The organism is Flavobacterium sp. SM15, from assembly GCF_022012335.1.
Classification (GTDB): domain Bacteria; phylum Bacteroidota; class Bacteroidia; order Flavobacteriales; family Flavobacteriaceae; genus Flavobacterium.
Genome location: NZ_JAKLTO010000010.1, coordinates 14433 through 36019 on the forward strand (window position 1 = coordinate 14433; position 21587 = coordinate 36019).

20 protein-coding genes are annotated in these 21587 nt (G+C 36.6%); 7 read left to right on the plus strand and 13 right to left on the minus strand.

Annotated elements, in window-relative coordinates:
* Nucleotides 1-18 precede the first annotated feature (18 nt).
* From mnmA to guaA, 9 genes are all read right to left on the minus strand, one after another.
* On the minus strand, nucleotides 19-1206 hold the full coding sequence (gene mnmA, locus LZZ90_RS13400; RefSeq protein ID WP_237791218.1) for a tRNA 2-thiouridine(34) synthase MnmA: 1188 nt from the start codon (nucleotides 1204-1206) through the stop codon (nucleotides 19-21).
* Between the two features lie 6 nt (nucleotides 1207-1212).
* Nucleotides 1213-1929, minus strand: a complete 717-nt coding sequence (locus tag LZZ90_RS13405) for a toxin-antitoxin system YwqK family antitoxin (RefSeq protein ID WP_237791219.1) — start codon at nucleotides 1927-1929, stop codon at nucleotides 1213-1215.
* Nucleotides 1930-1983: 54 nt separating this feature from the next.
* Nucleotides 1984-2826, minus strand: coding sequence for a pyrroline-5-carboxylate reductase (gene proC / locus LZZ90_RS13410; RefSeq protein WP_237791220.1), 843 nt, complete (start codon nucleotides 2824-2826; stop codon nucleotides 1984-1986).
* 26 nt (nucleotides 2827-2852) lie between these two features.
* Nucleotides 2853-4742 (minus strand): membrane protein insertase YidC, encoded by a 1890-nt coding sequence (gene yidC, locus LZZ90_RS13415; RefSeq protein ID WP_237791221.1) that lies wholly within the window; start codon nucleotides 4740-4742, stop codon nucleotides 2853-2855.
* Between the two features lie 85 nt (nucleotides 4743-4827).
* Complete coding sequence (locus LZZ90_RS13420) at nucleotides 4828-6444, minus strand: CTP synthase (protein ID WP_237791222.1); 1617 nt, start codon at nucleotides 6442-6444, stop codon at nucleotides 4828-4830.
* Between the two features lie 103 nt (nucleotides 6445-6547).
* Nucleotides 6548-6778: a DUF3820 family protein gene (locus LZZ90_RS13425; RefSeq protein WP_237791223.1), complete on the minus strand. Its 231-nt coding sequence runs from the start codon at nucleotides 6776-6778 to the stop codon at nucleotides 6548-6550.
* A gap of 1 nt (nucleotide 6779) precedes the next feature.
* A complete protein-coding gene (locus tag LZZ90_RS13430) occupies nucleotides 6780-7184 on the minus strand; it encodes an OsmC family protein (protein WP_237791224.1) in 405 nt (134 codons plus the stop codon).
* The gene (locus tag LZZ90_RS13435; RefSeq protein ID WP_237791225.1) at nucleotides 7184-9136 is read right to left on the minus strand and encodes a LysM peptidoglycan-binding domain-containing protein; all 1953 of its coding nucleotides are present in this window, start codon (nucleotides 9134-9136) and stop codon (nucleotides 7184-7186) included. Before LZZ90_RS13435 ends, LZZ90_RS13430 begins: the two co-directional genes overlap by 1 nt.
* A 76-nt stretch (nucleotides 9137-9212) precedes the next feature.
* On the minus strand, nucleotides 9213-10742 hold the full coding sequence (gene guaA / locus LZZ90_RS13440) for a glutamine-hydrolyzing GMP synthase (protein ID WP_237791226.1): 1530 nt from the start codon (nucleotides 10740-10742) through the stop codon (nucleotides 9213-9215).
* A gap of 168 nt (nucleotides 10743-10910) precedes the next feature.
* Between guaA and LZZ90_RS13445 the strand changes: the two genes are divergently transcribed.
* From LZZ90_RS13445 to LZZ90_RS13465, 5 genes are all read left to right on the plus strand, one after another.
* Nucleotides 10911-11471 (plus strand): hypothetical protein, encoded by a 561-nt coding sequence (locus LZZ90_RS13445; protein WP_237791227.1) that lies wholly within the window; start codon nucleotides 10911-10913, stop codon nucleotides 11469-11471.
* 128 nt (nucleotides 11472-11599) lie between these two features.
* On the plus strand, nucleotides 11600-12613 hold the full coding sequence (locus LZZ90_RS13450) for a bifunctional oligoribonuclease/PAP phosphatase NrnA (RefSeq protein WP_370640707.1): 1014 nt from the start codon (nucleotides 11600-11602) through the stop codon (nucleotides 12611-12613).
* Nucleotides 12614-12697: 84 nt separating this feature from the next.
* Nucleotides 12698-13267: a gliding motility-associated peptidyl-prolyl isomerase GldI gene (gldI, locus tag LZZ90_RS13455; RefSeq protein WP_237791228.1), complete on the plus strand. Its 570-nt coding sequence runs from the start codon at nucleotides 12698-12700 to the stop codon at nucleotides 13265-13267.
* Nucleotides 13268-13274: 7 nt separating this feature from the next.
* Nucleotides 13275-14357 carry a peptidylprolyl isomerase gene (locus tag LZZ90_RS13460; protein ID WP_237791229.1) on the plus strand — a complete coding sequence of 361 codons (1083 nt, stop codon included), beginning with the start codon at nucleotides 13275-13277 and terminating at the stop codon, nucleotides 14355-14357.
* 70 nt (nucleotides 14358-14427) lie between these two features.
* A complete protein-coding gene (locus LZZ90_RS13465) occupies nucleotides 14428-15561 on the plus strand; it encodes a peptidylprolyl isomerase (protein ID WP_237791230.1) in 1134 nt (377 codons plus the stop codon).
* Between the two features lie 73 nt (nucleotides 15562-15634).
* On the opposite strand, the gene LZZ90_RS13470 is transcribed toward LZZ90_RS13465, so the two are convergent.
* Entirely contained in the window at nucleotides 15635-16069 is a 435-nt protein-coding gene (locus tag LZZ90_RS13470; protein ID WP_237791231.1) for a hypothetical protein, read from the minus strand.
* A 223-nt stretch (nucleotides 16070-16292) separates the two neighbouring features.
* Between LZZ90_RS13470 and LZZ90_RS13475 the strand changes: the two genes are divergently transcribed.
* Nucleotides 16293-17144 carry a class I SAM-dependent methyltransferase gene (locus LZZ90_RS13475; RefSeq protein ID WP_237791232.1) on the plus strand — a complete coding sequence of 284 codons (852 nt, stop codon included), beginning with the start codon at nucleotides 16293-16295 and terminating at the stop codon, nucleotides 17142-17144.
* A 296-nt stretch (nucleotides 17145-17440) separates the two neighbouring features.
* Complete coding sequence (locus LZZ90_RS14110) at nucleotides 17441-18367, plus strand: acyltransferase family protein (RefSeq protein WP_370640708.1); 927 nt, start codon at nucleotides 17441-17443, stop codon at nucleotides 18365-18367.
* Nucleotides 18368-18452: 85 nt separating this feature from the next.
* On the opposite strand, the gene LZZ90_RS13480 is transcribed toward LZZ90_RS14110, so the two are convergent.
* The 3 genes from LZZ90_RS13480 to LZZ90_RS13490 form a co-directional block, all read right to left on the minus strand.
* A complete protein-coding gene (locus LZZ90_RS13480) occupies nucleotides 18453-19631 on the minus strand; it encodes an AIR synthase related protein (RefSeq protein ID WP_237791233.1) in 1179 nt (392 codons plus the stop codon).
* A 200-nt stretch (nucleotides 19632-19831) separates the two neighbouring features.
* A complete protein-coding gene (locus LZZ90_RS13485; protein WP_237791234.1) occupies nucleotides 19832-20686 on the minus strand; it encodes an OmpA family protein in 855 nt (284 codons plus the stop codon).
* 66 nt (nucleotides 20687-20752) lie between these two features.
* The gene (locus LZZ90_RS13490) at nucleotides 20753-21508 is read right to left on the minus strand and encodes an OmpA family protein (protein ID WP_237791235.1); all 756 of its coding nucleotides are present in this window, start codon (nucleotides 21506-21508) and stop codon (nucleotides 20753-20755) included.
* Nucleotides 21509-21587: the final 79 nt, after the last annotated feature.

The following is a 21587-nucleotide window of genomic DNA, read 5'->3' on the forward strand; positions in this document are numbered from 1 at the left end:
GTTTTGGTTTAGGCTAATTTATGAAATTACTCCCGAACCAACTAATTCATCATTAATATGCCACGAAACAAACTGTCCTTCGGTGATTGCAGACTGTGGCTCTTCAAAAGCAACATACATTCCGCTTTCAAATTTATAAAGCTTTGCTTTCTGTAAAGGCTGACGGTAACGAATTCTTGCCATGATTTCCATGGATTGTCCATTTTCCAGAGACAAATCTTCACGAATCCAGTGAATTTCAGAATTTTTTACAAATAATGCTTTTTTGAACAACCCAGGGTGATTATTTCCTTGACCAGTATAAATCGCATTGGTTTTTACATCAGTAGCAATAATAAACAACGGTTCCTTAGTTCCACCAACATTAAGCCCTTTGCGCTGTCCGATGGTGTAATAATGTGCACCTTGGTGTTTCCCCACCATTTTTGCAATTTCAGGGGTATAGGTTTTATTTTGAGACTCGAAGATTAGCTCATCTTCCAAAGAGGCAAAACCTGGTTTTTCTTTTGAATACAAAGGATTATCCGCAGTTACTTCATAAATCAAACCTTCTTTAGGCTGAAGTTGTTGTTGTAAAAACTCAGGTAAACGCACTTTTCCAATAAAACAAAGTCCTTGAGAATCTTTCTTTTCAGCAGTTACCAATTCCATTTTGGCTGCAATCTCCCGAACTTGCGGTTTGGTCAATTCGCCAATAGGAAATAACGCTTTGGACAACTGCTCTTGCGATAATTGGCAAAGAAAATAAGACTGATCTTTATTTTCATCCACACCTGCAAGCAACTGATATATTTCTTTATCCTCTTTTTCAATGGTTTCTTTACGGCAATAATGTCCTGTTGCCACATAATCGGCACCAAGACTTAAAGCGATTTTCATAAAAACATCGAACTTAATTTCACGGTTGCACAGCACATCCGGGTTTGGGGTTCTACCGTTTTCGTACTCGTTAAACATATAATCGACAATACGTTCTTTGTACTGCTCGCTTAAATCGACAGTTTGGAAAGGAATCCCTAGTTTTTCAGCAACTAAAAGCGCATCATTACTGTCTTCCAGCCACGGACATTCATTTGAAATTGTAACCGAATCATCGTGCCAGTTTTTCATAAAAAGGCCGATTACTTCATAGCCCTGTTCTTTTAAAAGATAGGCTGCAACACTCGAGTCTACTCCTCCCGATAACCCAACAACTACTCGTTTCATATTCTTTTATTTCCCTTCTCCAACAGGTTTTGTTCTTTTCTGGAATTCTTTACCTTGAAAGTTCATATTAACATTCTTCAACTTACCCTTTTCAAGCATTTTCCAAATACCTGTTTTTTTTCCGTTTTTAAACATTCCTTGTCCGGCTAATTTACCTTCAGGGGTTTTAAAAGTCGCCATCCCATCGTATTCATCATTTTTAAAAGTTGCTTCTTCTAAAACAATTCCTTTTTCGTTGTATTTTTTATAAAGCCCTTCTTTTTTTCCGTTTACATAATTAGCCTCTTCGGTAATTTTTCCGGAGCTGAAATAAACTTTTCGTGTACCATTAAGCTTTCCTTTCACATAAAATTCTTCCGTCATCACAGCAGGAGAATCCAAATGATAGTATTTCCAAGCTCCATCGTAAGTATCTTTTCCAATCACGCGTCCTTCACTTACTTTAAACCCTTTCTGGTTATAAAATGTAGTATAGTGGGAACCGTCGTTGGCCGAAAAATCGCGTGTTGCAATCACAACCAACTTAGCCGTATTATCAAAATATTTGAATACACCTACTTCTTTACCGTGCTCAAAAGTACCCTCATAACGAGGACGTTTTGAATCTTCATAGACGCCTTTCCACAAACCATGACGTTTTCCGTTTTCGTCCATTTTATTGGTTTCCTGAGCAGATATTACGGCTGTAATAAATACAAAAACTAAGGTAAAAAGCTTGTTCATTTTTAAATTTTATTTGTCAAAATTAGTTTTTATTCTTCAATTATTGTTCCAAAATTATGAACCCAATTCCAGAGCTCGTGCATTGGCTGCCATTACCGCCTTACCAATGACGTTTTCTGTTTCATGCGAGGTAAAAACTTCCAATGCTTTTTCTGTGGTTCCACCTTTGGAGGCCACTTTTGTAATCCATTCCTGATTAGACAAAGAACTTCCGTTTTGTAGATTTATTGCACCAATAAACGTTTGATTTACCAACAATTCTGCTTCTGAATGTGAAAACCCGAGTTGCTGCGCGGCCTCAATCATCGAATTCATAAAATAAAACACATAGGCTGGGCCACTTCCTGAAACCGCTGTGGCTGCATCAATCAAAGACTCATTTTCAACATAAACCGATTTTCCTGTAGTATTGATTAAATTCTGAACAATAAACAATTCCTTTCGATCAATATCAGACGAAGCCGAAAACACGGTCATTCCCATACCAATCTGAGTAGCAATGTTTGGCATCGAACGAACAATTTTGGTGCATCCCATTTGTTTCTCGATCGTCTGAATCTTCACTCCTGCCATCACTGAAAGCAATACTTGATTCTCGGTAACAAAACCTTTCAAATTAGAAGACACTAAATTAAAATCCTGAGGCTTAACCGATAAAATTACGATATCCACCTCTGAAATCTTGGTGCTAATCTCGGTAAAAAAATTGCCACAGGGAATACCAAAAGTTTCTTTTTCAGCGGGAATACTTCTTGTGAACACCAAAATATCATCTGCTTTAATAAACCTTGAATGGATAAAACTTCCCGCGTAGGTTTTACCCATATTTCCGTAACCTACAATTGCAATTTTCATATCGATACCAAACAAAAAACCCTGCTTTAAACGTTCATTCAAATGCAGGGCTCTTTTATTTTAAATTATTATTTTTTCTGGTTAGCCTTTTTTTGTGCTTCGGCCTGTTCCATCATTTCCTGCATTTTTCTTTGGAACTTGCTTTGCGGCTTGTCTTTAGTTTTGTTCTCCTGAATTTGAGCGTGAATTTTCTTTTCGTTGATAATGTAATTCTTGATTACCAACATGATACCAATAGTAATGGTATTCGAAATGAAATAGTACAAACTCAATCCTGATGCATAGTTATTAAAGAAAAACAACATCATGATCGGAGATACATAAATCATCACTTTCATGATTTTACCCATATCCGGCATACCTTCCTGTGGTGGCGTACTCATGGCCTGATCACCTGTGGTCATTCTCATATAGAAGAAAATAGCAATCGATGCTAAAATCGGGAACAAACTCACGTGGTCACCGTAAAACGGAACATGGAACGGTAATTTAAAAATCGAGTCGTACGATGATAAATCATCTGCCCATAAGAAACTCTTCTGACGTAAATCAAACATAGACGGGAAGAACTGGAACAAGGCATAGAAAATCGGGATTTGCGCAAAGGCCGGTAAACATCCTGCCATAGGGTTCACGCCCGCTTTCGAATACAACTTCATCGTTGCCTGCTGTTTCTTCATTGGATCTTTGGCAAACTTGTTATTGATTTCCGCAATTTCCGGACGCAATACTTTCATTTTTGCCTGAGACAAATACGATTTATAGGTTACCGGAGACATTACCAAACGCACTAACATTGTGAAGATGATGATTGCGATTCCGTGAGGGATAAATCCGCTTAACACGCCGTAAGCAGGGATGAAAACATAACGGTTGATCCAACCGAAAATCCCCCAACCTAGTGGCATAACTTCGTCTAAGTTCTTTTTATAACCGTCTAAAATCTTATAATCTGCCGGCCCGTAGTACCAGTTCATATTGTAGTTCAGCTCGCCACCTTTAAAAGCCAATGGCAATTTTGCAGCAAAGTTTTTGGTGTAAACAGTATCCACCTTTTCGTCATGAACTAAGTTCTCTGATTTTAACTGCGCTCCTTTAATTGGAGTTTCCGTTAATAAAATGGAAGTAAAGAAATCCTGTTTGAAAGCAACATAAGTTAAATCTTCAACGGTTTCTTCGTCTAGTTTACTGGCTGCACTTAAGCTGTTGTCTTTTCCAGACTCGTATTCGTAACGCAAATCTGTATAACGGTTTTCATAGCTAACGCTTTTCTCGTTACGGTATGCTTTCAAATTCCAATCTAAATCAAGTGGTTTTGAAGTATTAATTACATTGCTCAATCCTTGAGTACGAACAGAGAAGTCCATCATATATTCCTTTGGCTTAAGCACGTAACGGTACTCTAAAAACTGATTTTCACCTGCTTTTAAACGCATCGCAACAACCTGATTGGCTCCTTCCTTAGTAACTGTTGGTTCAAAATACAAATCCTTTGTATTTAAAACGCGGTTGTCTTTAGTCTGGAATTGAATATTAAGGTTGGCATTGTTGTTTTTGATGATCTCAATCGGTTTCTTGGAACCTTTGTGAAACTGCTCAAAATTATTTACGATTGCTTCGGAGATATATCCTCCTTTGTTTGCAATCTTCAACGTTAAAACTTCATTTTTGATTTCAGTCACAGCATCTTTAGCAGAAGGCAGCGATGCAGAATAGGCAAACGATCCCAAAACACCTTGTAATGCTTTGGCTTTAGTGGAATCCGAAGTAGCTGTAGCAACCGCATTTTGAATTTCCTGCTGTTTTGCTTTTTCAACTTTTTCCGTAGTTGCTTTTTTAGCATCTTCCTTAATGGATTTTTTCTCTTCGGAAATGTTGTTGAACATCATCCAAATCATTAATCCTGTGATTAGTACAAATCCTAAAATGGTTTTACCGTCTAATTTTTTTTCTTCCATTGTTATTTTGCTTCAAGCATTAGGCTTTAAGCAGTAAGTTGTTATATAATTTCAATTTGTCTTCACAACTTCAATTTGTTACAGTTTAGCAACAAACCTTATTTTTTACCGCTGCCGCTACAAAATTAACGAACAACGGGTGCGGGTTGGCTACCGTACTCTTATACTCCGGATGGTATTGCACCCCAATAAAGAATGGATGATTCTCCAATTCCACTACTTCCACCAAACCTGTATCAGGGTTGATTCCTGTAGCTTTCAATCCAGCATTCTCCAATGCTTCCAAATACTCCCCATTGAACTCATAACGGTGACGGTGACGCTCTAAAATATCGGTTTTCCCGTAAATTTTATGAGCCAGCGTATTGTCTTTCAAATGACATTTCCAAGCCCCTAAACGCATCGTTCCTCCTTTATCGGTAATGTTTTTCTGCTCTTCCATAATGCTGATCACCGGATGCAGTGTACTTTCGTTCATCTCAGTAGAATTAGCATCAGCATATCCTAAAACATTACGGGAATATTCAATTACCGCCATTTGCATTCCTAAACAAATTCCGAAGAACGGAACATTGTTCTCTCTTGCATAACGAACGGTTTCGATTTTACCTTCAATTCCGCGACCGCCGAATCCCGGAGCAACTAATATGCCATCCAATCCTTTTAACTGATTTTCTGCCGTTTTGGCATCTAAATATTCAGAATGGATACTGATTACGTTCACTTTTGTCTCATTGGCAGCACCCGCGTGAATGAAAGCTTCCAAAATAGATTTATAAGAATCCTGTAATTCTACATATTTCCCTACCAATCCAATGTTTACTTCGTGTTTCGGGTTTTTTAGTTTGTGTAAGAACTCGTTCCAGTTGGCTAAATCCGGAGTATTTTTTTCCGGTAAATCCAAACGCTTCAAAGCAACTTTATCAAGACCTTCTTCCAACATTAAATTCGGAACATCGTAAATAGTAGAAGCATCAATTGACTGAATAACCGCTTCTTTCTTCACATTACAGAACAACGCCAATTTCTGACGCAAATCCTGTGATAATTCGTGCTCGGTTCTGCAAACTAGAATATCCGCTTTAATTCCGCTTTCCATCAAGGTTTTTACAGAATGCTGCGTAGGTTTCGTTTTCAATTCTCCAGCAGCAGCCAAATAAGGCACAAGCGTTAAGTGAATCACGATCCCGTTATTATCTCCCAATTCCCACAACAACTGACGCACCGATTCAATATAAGGTAACGACTCGATGTCACCCACAGTTCCTCCAATCTCAGTAATCACAATGTCATAATCACCCGATTTTCCAAGTAACTGCATGCGCTCCTTGATTTCGTTGGTAATGTGTGGCACAACCTGAACCGTTTTTCCTAAAAATTCTCCGCGACGTTCTTTTTCAATAACCGAAAGATAAACTCTTCCAGTGGTTACGTTATTCGCCTGAGAGGTCGGCACATTCAAGAATCGCTCATAATGTCCTAAATCCAAATCGGTTTCAGCTCCGTCGTCGGTTACGTAACATTCTCCGTGTTCATATGGGTTCAATGTTCCCGGATCTACGTTAATGTACGGATCGAATTTTTGGATTGTTGTTCTGTACCCCCTTGCCTGCAATAATTTTGCTAAAGAAGCTGCGATAATTCCTTTTCCTAAAGAAGAGGTCACACCTCCGGTAACAAAAATATACTTCGTCTGATTCATTGTGTTGTGTTATTTGTTGTGTTGCTGTTTAAAAAAACTTGGCAAAAATACGATTATAAATTGAAACTTGACAAACCTAATTTGACAATTATTCGTTAAAGAATTATGGCTTTGGGAAGTTTCTTCGGATGTTTCGCACGAGTTCTTCGAGCCCATTGAGTTTTAATTCATAAACCAATTGTAACTGTTCTCCTAATTGTCCTTTTGGAAAACCTTTACTATGGTACCAAACTATATAATGTTCGGGTAAGTCAATAAGAAAATACCCTTCGTATTTTCCGAAGGGCATTTTGGTATGGGCGAGTTTTATTAAAAGTTCTTGCTGCGAATTCAATTTACTTCCAATTAAACGTGATTTCTTTTTTAATCTCCGGGTGTAAGCTAAAATAAACCGGACAAGTTAACGCAGTACGTTCCAAAACGGTTTTCGTTTTTTCATCGGTGGCCAGATTCATATCAAAATTCACATGGATTTCGACAATTCTTCTTGGATCAGGTCCCATGATTTTAGTTACTTCTGCAGTTGAACCAGTAAAATCAACTTCTAAATCTTTAGCTTTAATCCCCATAACAGTAAGCATGCAAGTCGCTAAGGCATTAGCCACAGAATCTGTTGGAGAAAATGCTTCACCTTTACCATGGTTATCTGTTGGAGCATCTGTAATTATAGTATTTCCCGATTGCAAATGCACGGAAGATGTGCGCAAATCGCCTAAATAAGTTACTTTTGAAGTTGCCATTAATTTGCTTCTTTTAAAGTTAAATCCTGATCATAAAACAACAGATAAACTCCTTTATTGTAGTATCCGCCATCAATATTAGCGTAGTTGAATTTGCTTTCAATCTGCTCGGAAGCCTTCTCATTTACCGATTCTTTATAACCTCCATCTTGGAACAATCTCAGGATTACGTCGAAAGTCACATCAAATCCACGGGTTGCAAAACGGTTCGGAAAAATATTATTTTTCTTTTTGAAAACCTTGGCAAAAATCTCAGCCTCAGGCGTTTCGTTGTCTCTTGAAACGGAAGGATAAAGCAACTTCAGACGCGTCAGTTTACTTAACGGAATTTCCTCAAAATCAAGGGTTTCGTTTTTCTCCAAAGTCACTAACTGTACTTGGTATTCCGAAGAAGCCGTTACAAGAATATTACACGTACTCAAAACCATTCCTGTTTTTTCAGATTCTAAAATCACATAATTAAGCTTGGTCTTATCCATTAAGCTTTTTACATTTTCCAATGTCGGAACACCTTTATCAGCACTTATTTCCGCAATTTTTACCGATGGATAATTTTCAGTGATAAACTGTTTCGAACTTCCCTTTTTAGGGTCGATGATCGCAATGATGTTTCCGCCTTTGCTGATCATAAAGTCGAACATTTTTCGTTTAACATCCAAAGAATTAGGCATTGCCTGAAACAAATTCGAGTAAGGCTTTCCGCGCTCATTAGACAAAGGCGAAATAACCGGTGTATTGTATTTTTCCAATAAAGACGCTGCAGTTTCTACGTGGTTTTGGAAAAAAGGCCCAATTACGGCATCGGTTTTAGAAAAATCATTTTTAGTTATTAAGGAAGCCACGGCAGAAGAATTTTTAGACTCTTCAGAATCCAAAATCTTAACTGTTAAAGGTAGTCCTAAAGTTTTAGCAGAATCGATAGCAATTAAAGCTCCGGCATAAAAATCAAGAGTCATGTTTAAAAACTTGTCTTTCTTTAAACGCTCCTGAACTGTATTAGTTGAATCTGATTCGATTTTATCAAGGTGAAACGGCAATAACAACACCAATTCTTTTCCTTCTTGTTTATTTAAAGTTTTAACAATATCAGATTGCACCTTATTTGGATTGATTTGGTTGAATTTTGACGTAGATGGCATTTTAATGGTCATCCCAATTTTCACTCCGTTAGCCAATTCTGGGTTGGCAGCCAACAATTGCTCCTGACTTAAGCCAGATGATTTAGTCAAACTGTACAGCGTTTCTTTAGGCTGCACCTGATAATCCATATATTGAACTGCCGGTTTTGAAACAACTGCTTGAATTTTTGCAGCCGCTGGAGTATTTTTATTCAAGCGCAGGTTTTGACCAATTTCAAGATTTTCTTTTATTTCCGGGTTTAACGTTTCCAGTTCTTCAACCGATAATCCATATTTTTTTGCGATACCAAATTTAGTTTCTTTAGCTTCCACCATATGGTATTTAGGAGTCGATGCAACATTGCTCTTTACAACAGTAGCCGGTTTTTCAACTTTTTTGCTTGTAAAAACAATAATAGTACTTCCGTTTTTCAGGCCGTCTTTGGCCAGATCAGGATTATTTTTATTGATGGATTCAACGCTAACATCATATTTTCTGGCAATGCTGAAAACCGTTTCTTTTGGTTCCACCACGTGATAAACTTTAACTTCTTTTCCTGCAGGCTTTGGAGCTTCTTTAACAGTTGTAGCAAGATTATTTTTAACAGCCTGTCCTACATTGGAGGGAACTAAAACAACAGCATTTTCATTGACACCATTTTTAGCATCAGGATTTAAACGATAAATATCTTCGGGTGCCACACTGTATTTTTTTGCAATAGAATACACGGTTTCCCCTTTAGTTACTTTATGTTCCTTATAGTTTTTCGCCTGCGAATAAGCCGAAACCGAAACTAATAAAGTGCTACATAATCCAATAAAAAAATGCTTCATATGGTATTTTTTAAGCGAACAAGTCGTTACAAATTTAACCATTGCAACGACTTATTCATTATTTTCTTGTAAAAATTTATTCCCATTCAATGGTTGCAGGCGGTTTCGAACTGATATCATAAACCACTCGGTTCACCCCTTTTACCTTATTGATAATCTCATTGGAGATCTTCATCATGAAATCGTAAGGCAAATGCACCCAATCCGCAGTCATACCGTCGGTTGATTCTACAGCACGAAGCGCTACTACTTTTTCATAAGTACGCTCGTCTCCCATAACTCCAACACTATTTACCGGCAACAAAATTGCTCCAGCCTGCCAAACTTTGTCGTACAAACCGTGCTCTTTCAATCCGTTAATGAAGATATAATCTACCTCTTGAAGGATTCTTACTTTCTCCGGAGTGATGTCTCCTAAAATACGGATCGACAAACCTGGTCCCGGGAACGGATGACGTCCTAACAATTCATCATCGATTCCTAATGTTTTCCCTACTCTGCGTACTTCATCTTTAAATAACATACGAAGTGGTTCCACAACTTTCAGTTTCATAAAATCCGGTAAACCACCTACATTGTGGTGTGATTTAATGGTCGCAGAAGGCCCTTTTACCGAAACCGATTCGATTACGTCCGGATAAATGGTTCCTTGGGCCAAGAATTTCACATCTTCCAATAAATGCGCTTCATCATCAAAAACTTCAATGAACACGCGCCCGATAATTTTTCTTTTGGTCTCAGGATCGTCTACTCCTGCCAATTCCGACAAAAAGCGTTCCGAAGCATCAACACCTTTTACATTAAGCCCCATGTGCTTGTACTGGTTCAGAACACTTTCGAATTCGTTTTTACGAAGTAAGCCGTTGTTTACGAAAATACAATATAAATTTTTACCGATAGCTTTGTTCAACAAAACAGCTGCCACTGTTGAATCTACACCTCCGGAAAGTCCTAAAACTACTTTATCATCTTGAATTTTCTCTTTCATTTCCGCTACAATCTCATCAACGAAAGATTTTGGTGTGAAGTTTTGGGGTACTTCTGCAATTTTTACCAAGAAGTTCTCCAACATCTGTTTTCCGTCTTCGGAATGATACACTTCCGGGTGGTACTGAATAGCATAAGTTGTTTCACCTTCAATACGATAAGCGGCATTTTCAACATCTTTTGTCGATGCTAAACGAACACCTCCTGTAGGCAATTGCTTGATGGTATCACTATGACTCATCCAAACCTGACTGTTGATGTTTACATCGTCGAAAAATATTTCATCCTCTTTAATAAAGGAAAGATTGGCTCTTCCGTATTCACGGATGTTCGATGGCGCTACTTCTCCACCACTGAAATGTGCCAAATATTGTGCTCCATAACAAACCGCCAATAAAGGCATTTTGCCACGGATTTGCGACAAATCAGGATGTGGGGCATCTTCGCCTCGAACTGAAAAAGGGCTTCCGGAAAGAATAACCGCTTTATAGCTCGATAAATCAGATGGAACATTGTTGTAAGGGAAAATTTCGCAGAATATGTTTAATTCGCGAACACGGCGTGCAATCAGCTGAGTGTATTGCGAACCGAAATCTAAAATAAGTACGTTGTGTTGCATGTGCAAAAATAGGCAAATCCTTAAAAAGGAAAAAAAATAAATTTTTAATTATCTAATTTAATTTGAATTTCAATACTACTAAAAGAAGTTAAAAACACAACCAATTCATTATCAGTAAATTAACAAATATATAATTTGTACCTTTATGTAAATTTAAAACGTAGTATTATGAAAAAACTTTCCAAACTCATTTACTATGCCCTATTTTTAATCCTCTCAATTTCATGCGCGTCGGACGATGAAATTACAACAAACAACTCAAGCAGTCCCGTAATAACAAATGATAATGATGACAGCCGCTTTGCATTATTACCAACAAATCAAAATGAATTTTTAAATTACCCTATAGAATCATCGCCAGAACAGCCAATTTTAGGACAATGGAAGTTAATTAAAATTGACCTATACCTTAGAAATTTTTCAGTAGAAACTTTATCAGACAATGATCCCGATGATTTTGAATGTGGTCAAACCCATTTACAATTCAATTCCGAAAATCTTTGCATTCAAAACGTTTTCAAAAAAACCTCAAAAATTTGCAAAGTTTATTCAGGAAAATATTCATGGTATACAGATCAAAACATACTATCCATTACTAACGAAGTTACATCTGAAATATTAAAAGTTGATAAAATTACTACCTCTGACCTTATAGTAATCAAAGAACTTGATCCTAATGAATGGGGATATATTAAAGCGGTATACTTTTTTAAAAAAATTAAAGCTTAATCAATAAAAAAACATGTAAAAATAGGGCATTGTCCCTATTTTTTTTAAAATATATTTCGTTGCTCACAAATATTTAATGAACTAATAAATTAAGTGGATTATTAATTCAAAAAACGTATTTTCGCAACATGATGACATCCAATGAACTTGAAGCGCTTAAAACTCTTTTAGCGTCACCAAAGAAAATTACAATTGTACCACACCGCAATCCCGACGGAGACGCAATGGGCTCAACTTTAGCTCTTTATAATTTTTTATTACAACAAAATCATGATGTTGTAGTGATTTCACCGAACGAATTTCCGGATTTTTTAGCATGGTTGCCCGATTCCGATAAAGTAAAAATATTTGAAAAAGATATTCAAAACTGTACCGCACTACTTAATCAATCGGAAATTATTTTCACTTTAGATTTTAACGCTTTGCACCGTGTTGGAGAACAAATGCAAAAAGCATTAGAGGCTGTTTCAACAACTTTTGTGATGATCGACCATCATCAGTTACCGGATTCGTATGCAAAATTTATGTATTCGGATACTAAAATGGGATCAACCTGTGAAATGGTATATCATTTCATACATCAACTTGGAGGGGAAAAGCTAATCAACAAAACAATTGCCACTTGTATTTACACAGGAATTGTAACCGATTCGGGTTCCTTCCGATTTCCTTTAACCACAAGTACAACGCATAGAGTTGTTGCAGATTTGTTAGACAAAGGCGTGGACAATCCTAAAATCCACAACTTACTTTTTGACACAAGCTCTTACAATCGTTTGCAATTGTTGGGAAGAGCATTGCAGAACATGAAACTACTGCCGGAATACAAAACTTCCTATATTACCTTAACCCAAGACGAATTAGATCAGTTTGGATATGTGAAAGGCGATACCGAAGGCATTGTAAACTACGGATTATCTCTAAAAGGATTTGACTTCACTGCAATTTTTATCGAAAACAAAGAAGAAAACATCATCAAAATATCGTTCCGTTCGCAAGGTGCTTTTGATGTAAATCAGTTTGCACGCACTCATTTTAACGGAGGCGGTCATATCAATGCTGCTGGAGGAAAATCTTTAGCAACTATGGAAGACACCATTAATCAATTTATCGCTATTTTAGCCAAAGAAAAGAACAACTGATTATGAAAGAGTCATTTACCAAAGGTAAATAAACCCTTAAAAATGCTATTCCATAGAAGTGTTAACAAACAATAAAATTGACTTATGAAAAAGATACATCTGTACGGCGTTATGTTTTCTGGCATATTATTTGCCTGTTGTACACAAAAACAAGAGGCAAGACGTCCGGTTTCACATACATCGGGAACCTTTATTAAGGAATCGATTGAGCGAAATAAAAAATTGATCGTCAATGAAGAAACGCTCATCAAAGACATCATAAAAAAAGATACGGCTCAAAATTATATTGCTTCTCCTAAAGGCTATTGGTATCGTTATGACCTCAAAAGTGCTACCGAGACTAATACTCCGAAAAAAGGAGATATTGCTAACTTTGATTATCAGGTAACCGACATTAACGGAAAGGTTATCTATACAGCCGATGAACTGAAAACGCAAAATTATGTTGTAGATAAACAAAATATAATGATTGGACTCAGAGACGGAATCAAATTAATGAAAAAAGGAGAAAAAATCACATTCCTTTTCCCGTCACACATGGCTTATGGCTATCATGGAGACAACGACCGCATCGGGACCAATCAGCCTGTTATCTGTACAGTAACCCTAAATCATTTTGAACCTAGTAAAGAAAAACCAAAACCAATAGAATAATTCCCCAATGAAAAAGTTTCTTTTACTTTTTATCTTATTAAACCTTACTTTCACTTCCTGTGAAAAACAATACGACAAACTTCCTGATGGATTGTATGCAAATATCGAAACCGTAAAAGGCAATGTATTAGTTGCTCTGGAATACAAAAAAACGCCGGTAACCGTTGCAAATTTTGTTTCGCTTGCTGAAGGAAAAAATCCATTTGTAAATGCTAAATACAAAGGAAGACCATTTTATGACGGACTGAAATTCCACCGTGTAATCAATCATTTCATGGTGCAGGGTGGTGATCCAGAGGGAACCGGAAACGGAAACCCAGGTTATAAATTTAAAGATGAGTTTGACGAATCTTTATCTCATAACAAAGAAGGAATTTTATCTATGGCCAATGCGGGGCCAAACACAAACGGAAGCCAGTTTTTCATCACACATAATCCTACTCCACACTTGGATGGAATGCACACCATTTTTGGTCATGTTGTTGAAGGAATGGATGTGGTAAACAGTATCGAAATGAATGACGAAATCGTACATGTTACCATTATTCGCAGAGGAAAAGACGCCAACCAGTTTGATGCAGCTAAGGTTTTCAAAAACTATTACGAGAAAGAAGCCATCGAATTAAAAAAGATTGAGGAAAAATACGCTCAGGTTAAAAAAGATAAAGTAGCCGAATTCGAAGTGCTTAAGCAAAAAGCAACCAAAACCGAATCCGGTTTAAAATATGCTTTTATTAAAAAATCGAACAATCCTAAACCGGTGGTGGGAACAGAAGTACTTTTCAGTTATTCAGGTTATTTCACTAATGGTGATTTGTTCGACACAAACTACACTGAAGTTGCTAAGGCTTTCGGCAAATACGATATCAATCGCGACCGACAAGGTGGTTATGTGCCATTTCCATTTACCTACGGCAATAAGCAAGGTTTAATACCAGGTTTTATTGAAGGAATTGAAAAAATGGCTGTAGGCGACAAAGTAGTTTTGTTTATTCCGTCTTATCTTGCCTATGGAGAACGAGGAGCGCAAGGGGTTATCCCGCCAAATACCGATTTGATTTTCGAAATGGAATTATCAGCAAAAAAATAATTTACAATAAAGGGACAAATCCTGAACATCCCGCAACAAGCAAACAAAGTAAGGAACATATTAAACGAGCATGAAAACCAAAATTATGATTTTACTGTTTTTGGGAATGATGAGCGGCTATGCTCAGAAAACAAAAACAGAAGCAAAGAAAACAACTAAAAACACTGCAGCTGCCAACGAAGGTATTTTTGCAGACATTGAAACCAATAAAGGAACAATTTCCTTAAAACTGGAATTTCAAAAAACCCCTATCACCGTTGCAAATTTCGTTTCCCTTGCAGAAGGCACCAATACTATGGTTAGCGATGCTTACAAAGGAAAACCTTTCTATAACGGATTGAAATTTCACCGCGTTATTAAAGACTTCATGATTCAGGGTGGAGATCCACTTGGAACCGGAGCTGGCGAACCGGGCTATAAATTTAAAGACGAAATTGTTCCCGAATTAAAACACACAAAAGGAGGAATTTTATCTATGGCGAATTCCGGCCCCGGTACTAATGGAAGTCAATTTTTTATCACTCACAAAGACACTCCTTGGTTAGACGGAAAACACACTGTTTTTGGTGAAGTTACCAAAGGAATGGAAGTGGTTAACAAAATTGAACAAGACGATCAGATTGTAAAAATCACCATTACCCGCAAAGGAAAATTAGCTAAGAAATTCGATGCTGCTAAAATCTTTAGCGATTACTATGCTGCTAAAAAAGCAGAAGATAAAGCTCTTGAAGAAAAAATGAGCGTTGTGGTTAACGCTAAAAAAGCAGAATTTGAAAAACTAAAAGCTACTGCAACCAAAACAGCAAGCGGTTTACAATATGTTATCCTTAAAAAAGGAAGCGATAAAAAACCGGTTGAGGGTGCACAAGTACAAATTGGATATGCAGGTTATTTCGAAAATGGAAAACTGTTCGACACCAGCTTTGAAGACGTAGCAAAATTATACGGAAAATACGATGCTAACCGTGCTAAACAAGGTGGTTATGCCGGATTCCCTTTCACTTATGGCAACAAAGCAGGTTTAATCCCTGGTTTTCTTGAAGGATTGGAAAACATGAATTCAGGAGACCGAGCTTTAATCTTTATTCCTTCAAAACTAGGTTATGGTGAAAAAGGTGCCGGAGGAATCATCCCACCAAACACAGACTTGGTTTTCGAACTGGAAATGAACGAAAATGCTGCATCAGCAACTCCAAAGCAATAAGCTAAATTTTATACAAAATAGAAAAAGGCTCATGAAATCATGAGCCTTTTTTATTTCCGATTTTAAAAAAAAATTATCCCTTAAACTTCCAGACGAATTCATCGTTTTCTATTAAAGCTCCAACTTCTATTTTGGTAATTGTATCGAATTCTGAAATAAAAATTAGCCAGTTGTCTTCGTTAAACACGGTTTCAATTCCATCTTCATCTGCTGTTTCCCAAGTTTTAAAAACAGTTACCGGAAGTTCTTCAATCACTTCCTTCACAGAACGTCCAATAAGTTTTTTATCAAACAAAGTCGCATCGGAATTCGACACAACTATATACCCTAAACGAAAGGCTTCATCTTCATAAAAAGTAAGGCGAAGTTTCTGCTCGTTGTACATATAAATAATATTCTGGTCTTCGTCTTTAAACTTTTTATTGGGTATTCCCAAAAGGTGTTCTACGTGGTTTTGCTTCATTCCGAAAAGCAATTCATCTACCCCATTTTTTGGATTAATGTTCATATTCTTGATTTTAAACAAAGGTAAGCTTTTTAAGAATTTCGAAAACCTTCCATTTACTTATGATTTCACAGGAAAAAATTCTGCTTTTATTTTCAGAAAACGCACATCTTCTTATTCATTTTTACTGTAACTTTACAACTTATTTCACTGCAAATCAAATAATTAAAACCTACTAGTTGCTTTACAAATTCACTGAATAGTAATCCATTAAAATTCTAAAACAATGGAACAGCAACTCGAACAAATTCGCGAACAGCAAAAAGCTTCCTGGAACAAGTTTTCTCCCGGATGGAAAAAATGGGACGATTTAACCATGGATTTCTTAAAACCGATGGGCGAAGAAATCATTAAACTACTTAATTTAAAAGACAATGATATTGTCTTGGATGTCGCAGCCGGAACCGGTGAACCTGGATTAACTATAGCCAGCAGAATGAATGGCCAAGGAAAAGTAATCATTACCGATCTTGCAGAAGATATGCTTGAAATAGCTAGGGAAAATGCAACACACAGAGGCATTAAAAACATTGAAACAGTGGCTTGTGATGTTTGTGAACTTCCTTTTCCCGATAACACTTTTGATGCAATAAGTTGCCGATTTGGTTTCATGTTCTTTCCCGATATGCAACTTGCCGCCCACGAAATGGTACGCGTACTTAAACCCGGAGGAAAAATAGCAACATCGGTTTGGAATATCCCTGAAAAAAATTTCTGGGTAACTGCCATTATGGGAACAATCAATAAAAACATGGTACTTCCTGCTCCCATACCGGGAGCACCCGGAATGTTTCGTTGTTCAGGCGAAGGTTTCATGACCAATTTATTTACGCAAGCCGGTTTAAAAAATGTCTCACAAAAAGAAGTCATGGGTAAATTGAACAGCCAAACCACCGACACCTATTGGAACATGATGACCGAAATAGGCGCTCCAATTGTTGCCGCCCTCAGCAGTGCTGATGAACCTACAAAAGCAAAAATAAAACAAGAAGTTTACGCTCTTGTAAATCAAAAATATCCTGATGGAAAAGTAATTATAGATTCCAGTGCGCTAGTGGTCTATGGTGAAAAACCCTAAACAAAAAATCCCTCCGTTGAGGGATTTTTAATATTCTAACACTCCGCATTCTGAAGTGATCGTCAGTTTTTATTATAGAAAGTCTCTACCCTTCCTACCGTTTGGGCATCAACACCAAATACTTTTAAAATTTCATTAATACCTAAGCAATATCGAAAGAACCCGTTTAGTTCTCACAATTAAACACCTGATGCATTTCTTCCCTTAATCTTTAGCAGATAAATTTAGTTTTATCTAGGAACCTATTCCTTTTGTCTTATTTTTACAGATGTTTTTTTGAAAGATTTAAACAAAAAATGGAAAGAAACTTTTATCTCGATTGCTTTAGGATATTTTTATCTTTTTTGATAATCGGGCTCCACTTCAACTTCCTTAGTGAGGTTAGTCCAACAGTAAATTATATATTTGTACAAGGAATCTCAAGGATAGCAGTCCCTACCTTTTTGATTATTAATGGGTATTATTTTTTTTCGATTTCTTCCAATACCGATTTTTTGAAATGGCTAAAGCGATTGTACCTCCTTTACAGTATCTGGATGATTATTTACGCCTATTTTTGGTTTCATTTCAACAGACCAATTAACTCCTTAATCAATTTTTTCTTTTTTGGATATTATCATCTATGGTACCTTATCTCATTATTACAGTGTGCCCTTGTATTTTGGCTAATAAAAAAACATAAAACTTTATTACTAATTTGCTGTTTTCTTTTTGCAATAATTGGTATCCTTTTACAATATTTAAATGCCTTCGGAATTGTATCTGGGCTTACAACAGGACATCACAGAAATTTTTTGTTTTTCTGTTTTCCATTCTTTACAATTGGTTACCTTATTAACAAAAACAAAATACACCTGCGAACAGCTCCTCATCGTAATAGAATTCGGGTTGGCATATTGATCGGCATTGTATTTCTCCTTTTAGAATCTTACCTGAATTACAAAACCACAAAAGAATCATTTGATATATTGCTAAGCCTATATTTTTTAACTCCTTTGCTTTTCATTGAATTTATAAATTCGAAAACAGTCTCAAATAAAAAAAATTTAGCTCTTATTTCTTCATCAATATACCTATCACATGTTTTGGTGCATTACCTTCTTGCCCTATTTTTTAAAACGGAAGCAAATTATTCCTTATTGGTAATGGCAACATTCCTGATTTGTTATTTAGTTTCGTTCCTTTTAATCCATCTTAACAAACGATATAAGTATATTCTCTAAAGAATTCCAGAGTGTAAAAAAATATCAGAAACAATAACCATAATTTTCAAAAAATAAAAAATCCCTCAGTTGAGGGATTTTCATTTTAATATTCAAATGTTCCGTATTCGGATTTTATGGTCAGTTTTTTATGCTCGGAGGCTTCTACCCTTCCTACTACTTGTGCATCTACACCAAAGGATTTTGAAATTTCAATAATATCTTCCACGATATCCGAAGGAACATACAACTCCATACGATGCCCGCAATTGAACACCTGATACATTTCTTTCCAATCCGTTTTGGATTGCTCCTGAATCAGTTTAAATAATGGCGGAACCGGAAATAGATTGTCTTTAATCACATGGACATTATCCACAAAATGAAGCACTTTGGTTTGTGCTCCGCCACTACAATGCACCATTCCGTGAATTAAACCGGTTGTATATTTTTCAAGTATTGCTTTAATAATCGGAGCATACGTTCTGGTTGGGGATAATACTAATTTTCCGGCATCCAAAGGTGAACCTTCTACTTTATCAGTAAGTTTCACATCTCCCGAATACACCAAATCATTTGGTACGGAAGCATCATAACTTTCCGGATATTTCTCAGCCAAATACTTAGCAAAAACATCATGTCTGGCTGAAGTAAGCCCGTTACTTCCCATACCTCCGTTGTATTGCTTTTCGTAATTTGCCTGACCGTAAGAAGCCAAACCTATAATTACATCGCCAGCCTGAATGTGTGCATTATTTACCACATCGGCCCTTTTCATACGAGCGGTAACTGTTGAATCCACAATAATAGTACGCACCAAATCACCTACGTCTGCAGTCTCACCGCCTGTGGAATGAATTGTCACACCATATTCTTTCAATTCTGCAATCAATTCTTCAGTTCCGTTAATGATTGCTGAAATCACTTCCCCAGGAATTAGATTCTTGTTTCTACCGATAGTTGAGGAAAGCATGATATTATCTGTGGCTCCAACACACAATAAATCATCAATGTTCATGATTAGTGCATCCTGAGCGATCCCTTTCCATACCGACATATCACCGGTTTCTTTCCAATACATATACGCCAAAGATGATTTGGTTCCGGCTCCATCTGCGTGCATAATCAAACAATAATGTTCATCGTCTGTTAAATGATCGGGAACAATTTTACAGAAAGCTTTGGGAAACAATCCTTTGTCAATGTTTTTGATGGCGTTATGCACATCTTCCTTAGAAGCCGAAACTCCTCGAAGGTTATATCGTTGGCTGTTATCAGAACTCATGTGTAGTTATTAGTTGCCCTTTACTTCGGCTATGCTCAGCATAAACTTGCTCAGGGTAAATGTTGTGTGGTGCAAAGGTAAAAATAAGTTATAAGTTATGAGTGATAAGTGATAAGTTTTTTAATAACTGTACCCCGATTTCAACATCATCATCATTTCTTTTATCTCTTTTTCCCTTTTACCTTTCTAATTACTTCCCCTTACTTACTCAAAATCATTATTTCAACACGACGATTGGCAGCCGCTTGTGCATCATTAGCTTCCGGAATAGGAAATTTTGGATGGGAAACACCAAAACCTTTTACCTTTATACGTTTACCCGGAATCATATTACCTTCCAAAATTCTTCTTATTTGTTTGGCTCTTTCAAGAGACAGATTTCTTTTATCCTCTTTTACACAACAAATATGTCCTTGGATTTCAATGCGCATGTTTGGATTTCGGTCTAAAACCATCAATAATTCGTCTATTGCTCTTTTGGAAGAAGGCACAACAGCAAAAGTATTTTGATAAAATAAAATATCTTTCATCACAATTCGCGTTCCAACTCTTGCCAACTTTACTTTATCTTCTAAGGTTGCATTTTCAGGGAAATGCATATCTTCTTCCTCGATAGGAACAATGCCTTCTTCGGTTAACTCCGCAGGTTTTATTCCTAAAATTTCGTTTTCACGGTGTAAATCCTTAGGAAGGATATAATAAATGATGACTTTACGATTCTCGGCCTTGATTTTAGATTGCTGAAAACCCTCTCCGAAACTTCTGGTTTTGAAGTCATCGCGAATTTTCATATTATTTTTCAAGATGATCCCGTGTATTGAGTTCACACGGCGTCGGGATAGCGAATCGTTGTAAACATTGGTTCCCACCTCATCTGCAAAACCGTTGATTGCGACAATTTTGGAATCTTTATTCCCTGTAATCCAGTTTTGTAAAAGCTCTGTCTGTTTTTTGTTTAGTTCATGTTTATTGCTTTCAAAAAAAACAGTAAAACTTTCCTGAGCTGAAATAAACAAAGGAAATAACAGCAACAATAAACCGGCAAAACGTTTCATATCAATAGAATTTTAACTATCAACGAATAAACGAAAATATTATGATATTAAAAAGCAGAAAAATTCTTATTTATTCTCGATAATCTGAATTTCTACACGCCTGTTTTCATCTTTTTCAAATTCGTTCTGCTCAGGGATAGGATATAAGGGCATTGTACTTCCGAATCCGATGTAAGAAAGTCTGGAGGGATGAATTCCATTTTCTGTTAAATAATTGTAGACCGAAGAAGCCCGAAGTGTTGAAATATCATTGATATCGCCTTGTGGCTGACAGCAAATATGTCCTTGAATAGCAATTTTAAGCTTAGGATTTTCTCTCATAATAGCTAATAATTCTTCCAAAACCGGGATTGATTTTGGTACAACAACACCAGAATTATTGTAAAAATTCAAATTTTTAAGGCGAAGTTTATCGCCTGTCTTTACATTTTGAATTTTATCGGAGAGTTTTTCTTCCTTAACCTGAAAATAGATTTCTACTTTTCGGTTTTCATCCTGTGTTTTGGATTGTTTAAATCGTTTACCAAAACCTTTAGATTCAAACCTTTTTGAAAAACTGAAGTGGTTATTTTTTAAAGTCGTAAATACATCATTTACCCGACGATCTGAAAGCCGGTCGTTATATTCAAATGAGCCGACACTGTCACAAAAACCATAAATTTTAAGTATTTCTGCGTTTTTATTTTGCTGCATCCAATCCTGAAGACTCTCACCCGAAGCAACATTAACCCGATGAATATCAAAATCGAAATAAACGGTAACTTTCTCTTGCGAATAGCAATTGGAAATCAAAAACAAAAAAAGAATCAAACAGAGCCTCATACAACAGATTTTGTACGAATTTAGGGATTTATTCTAAAAGAAAAGCGCCTCTTACAAATAAGAAACGCTTTTCTCAACT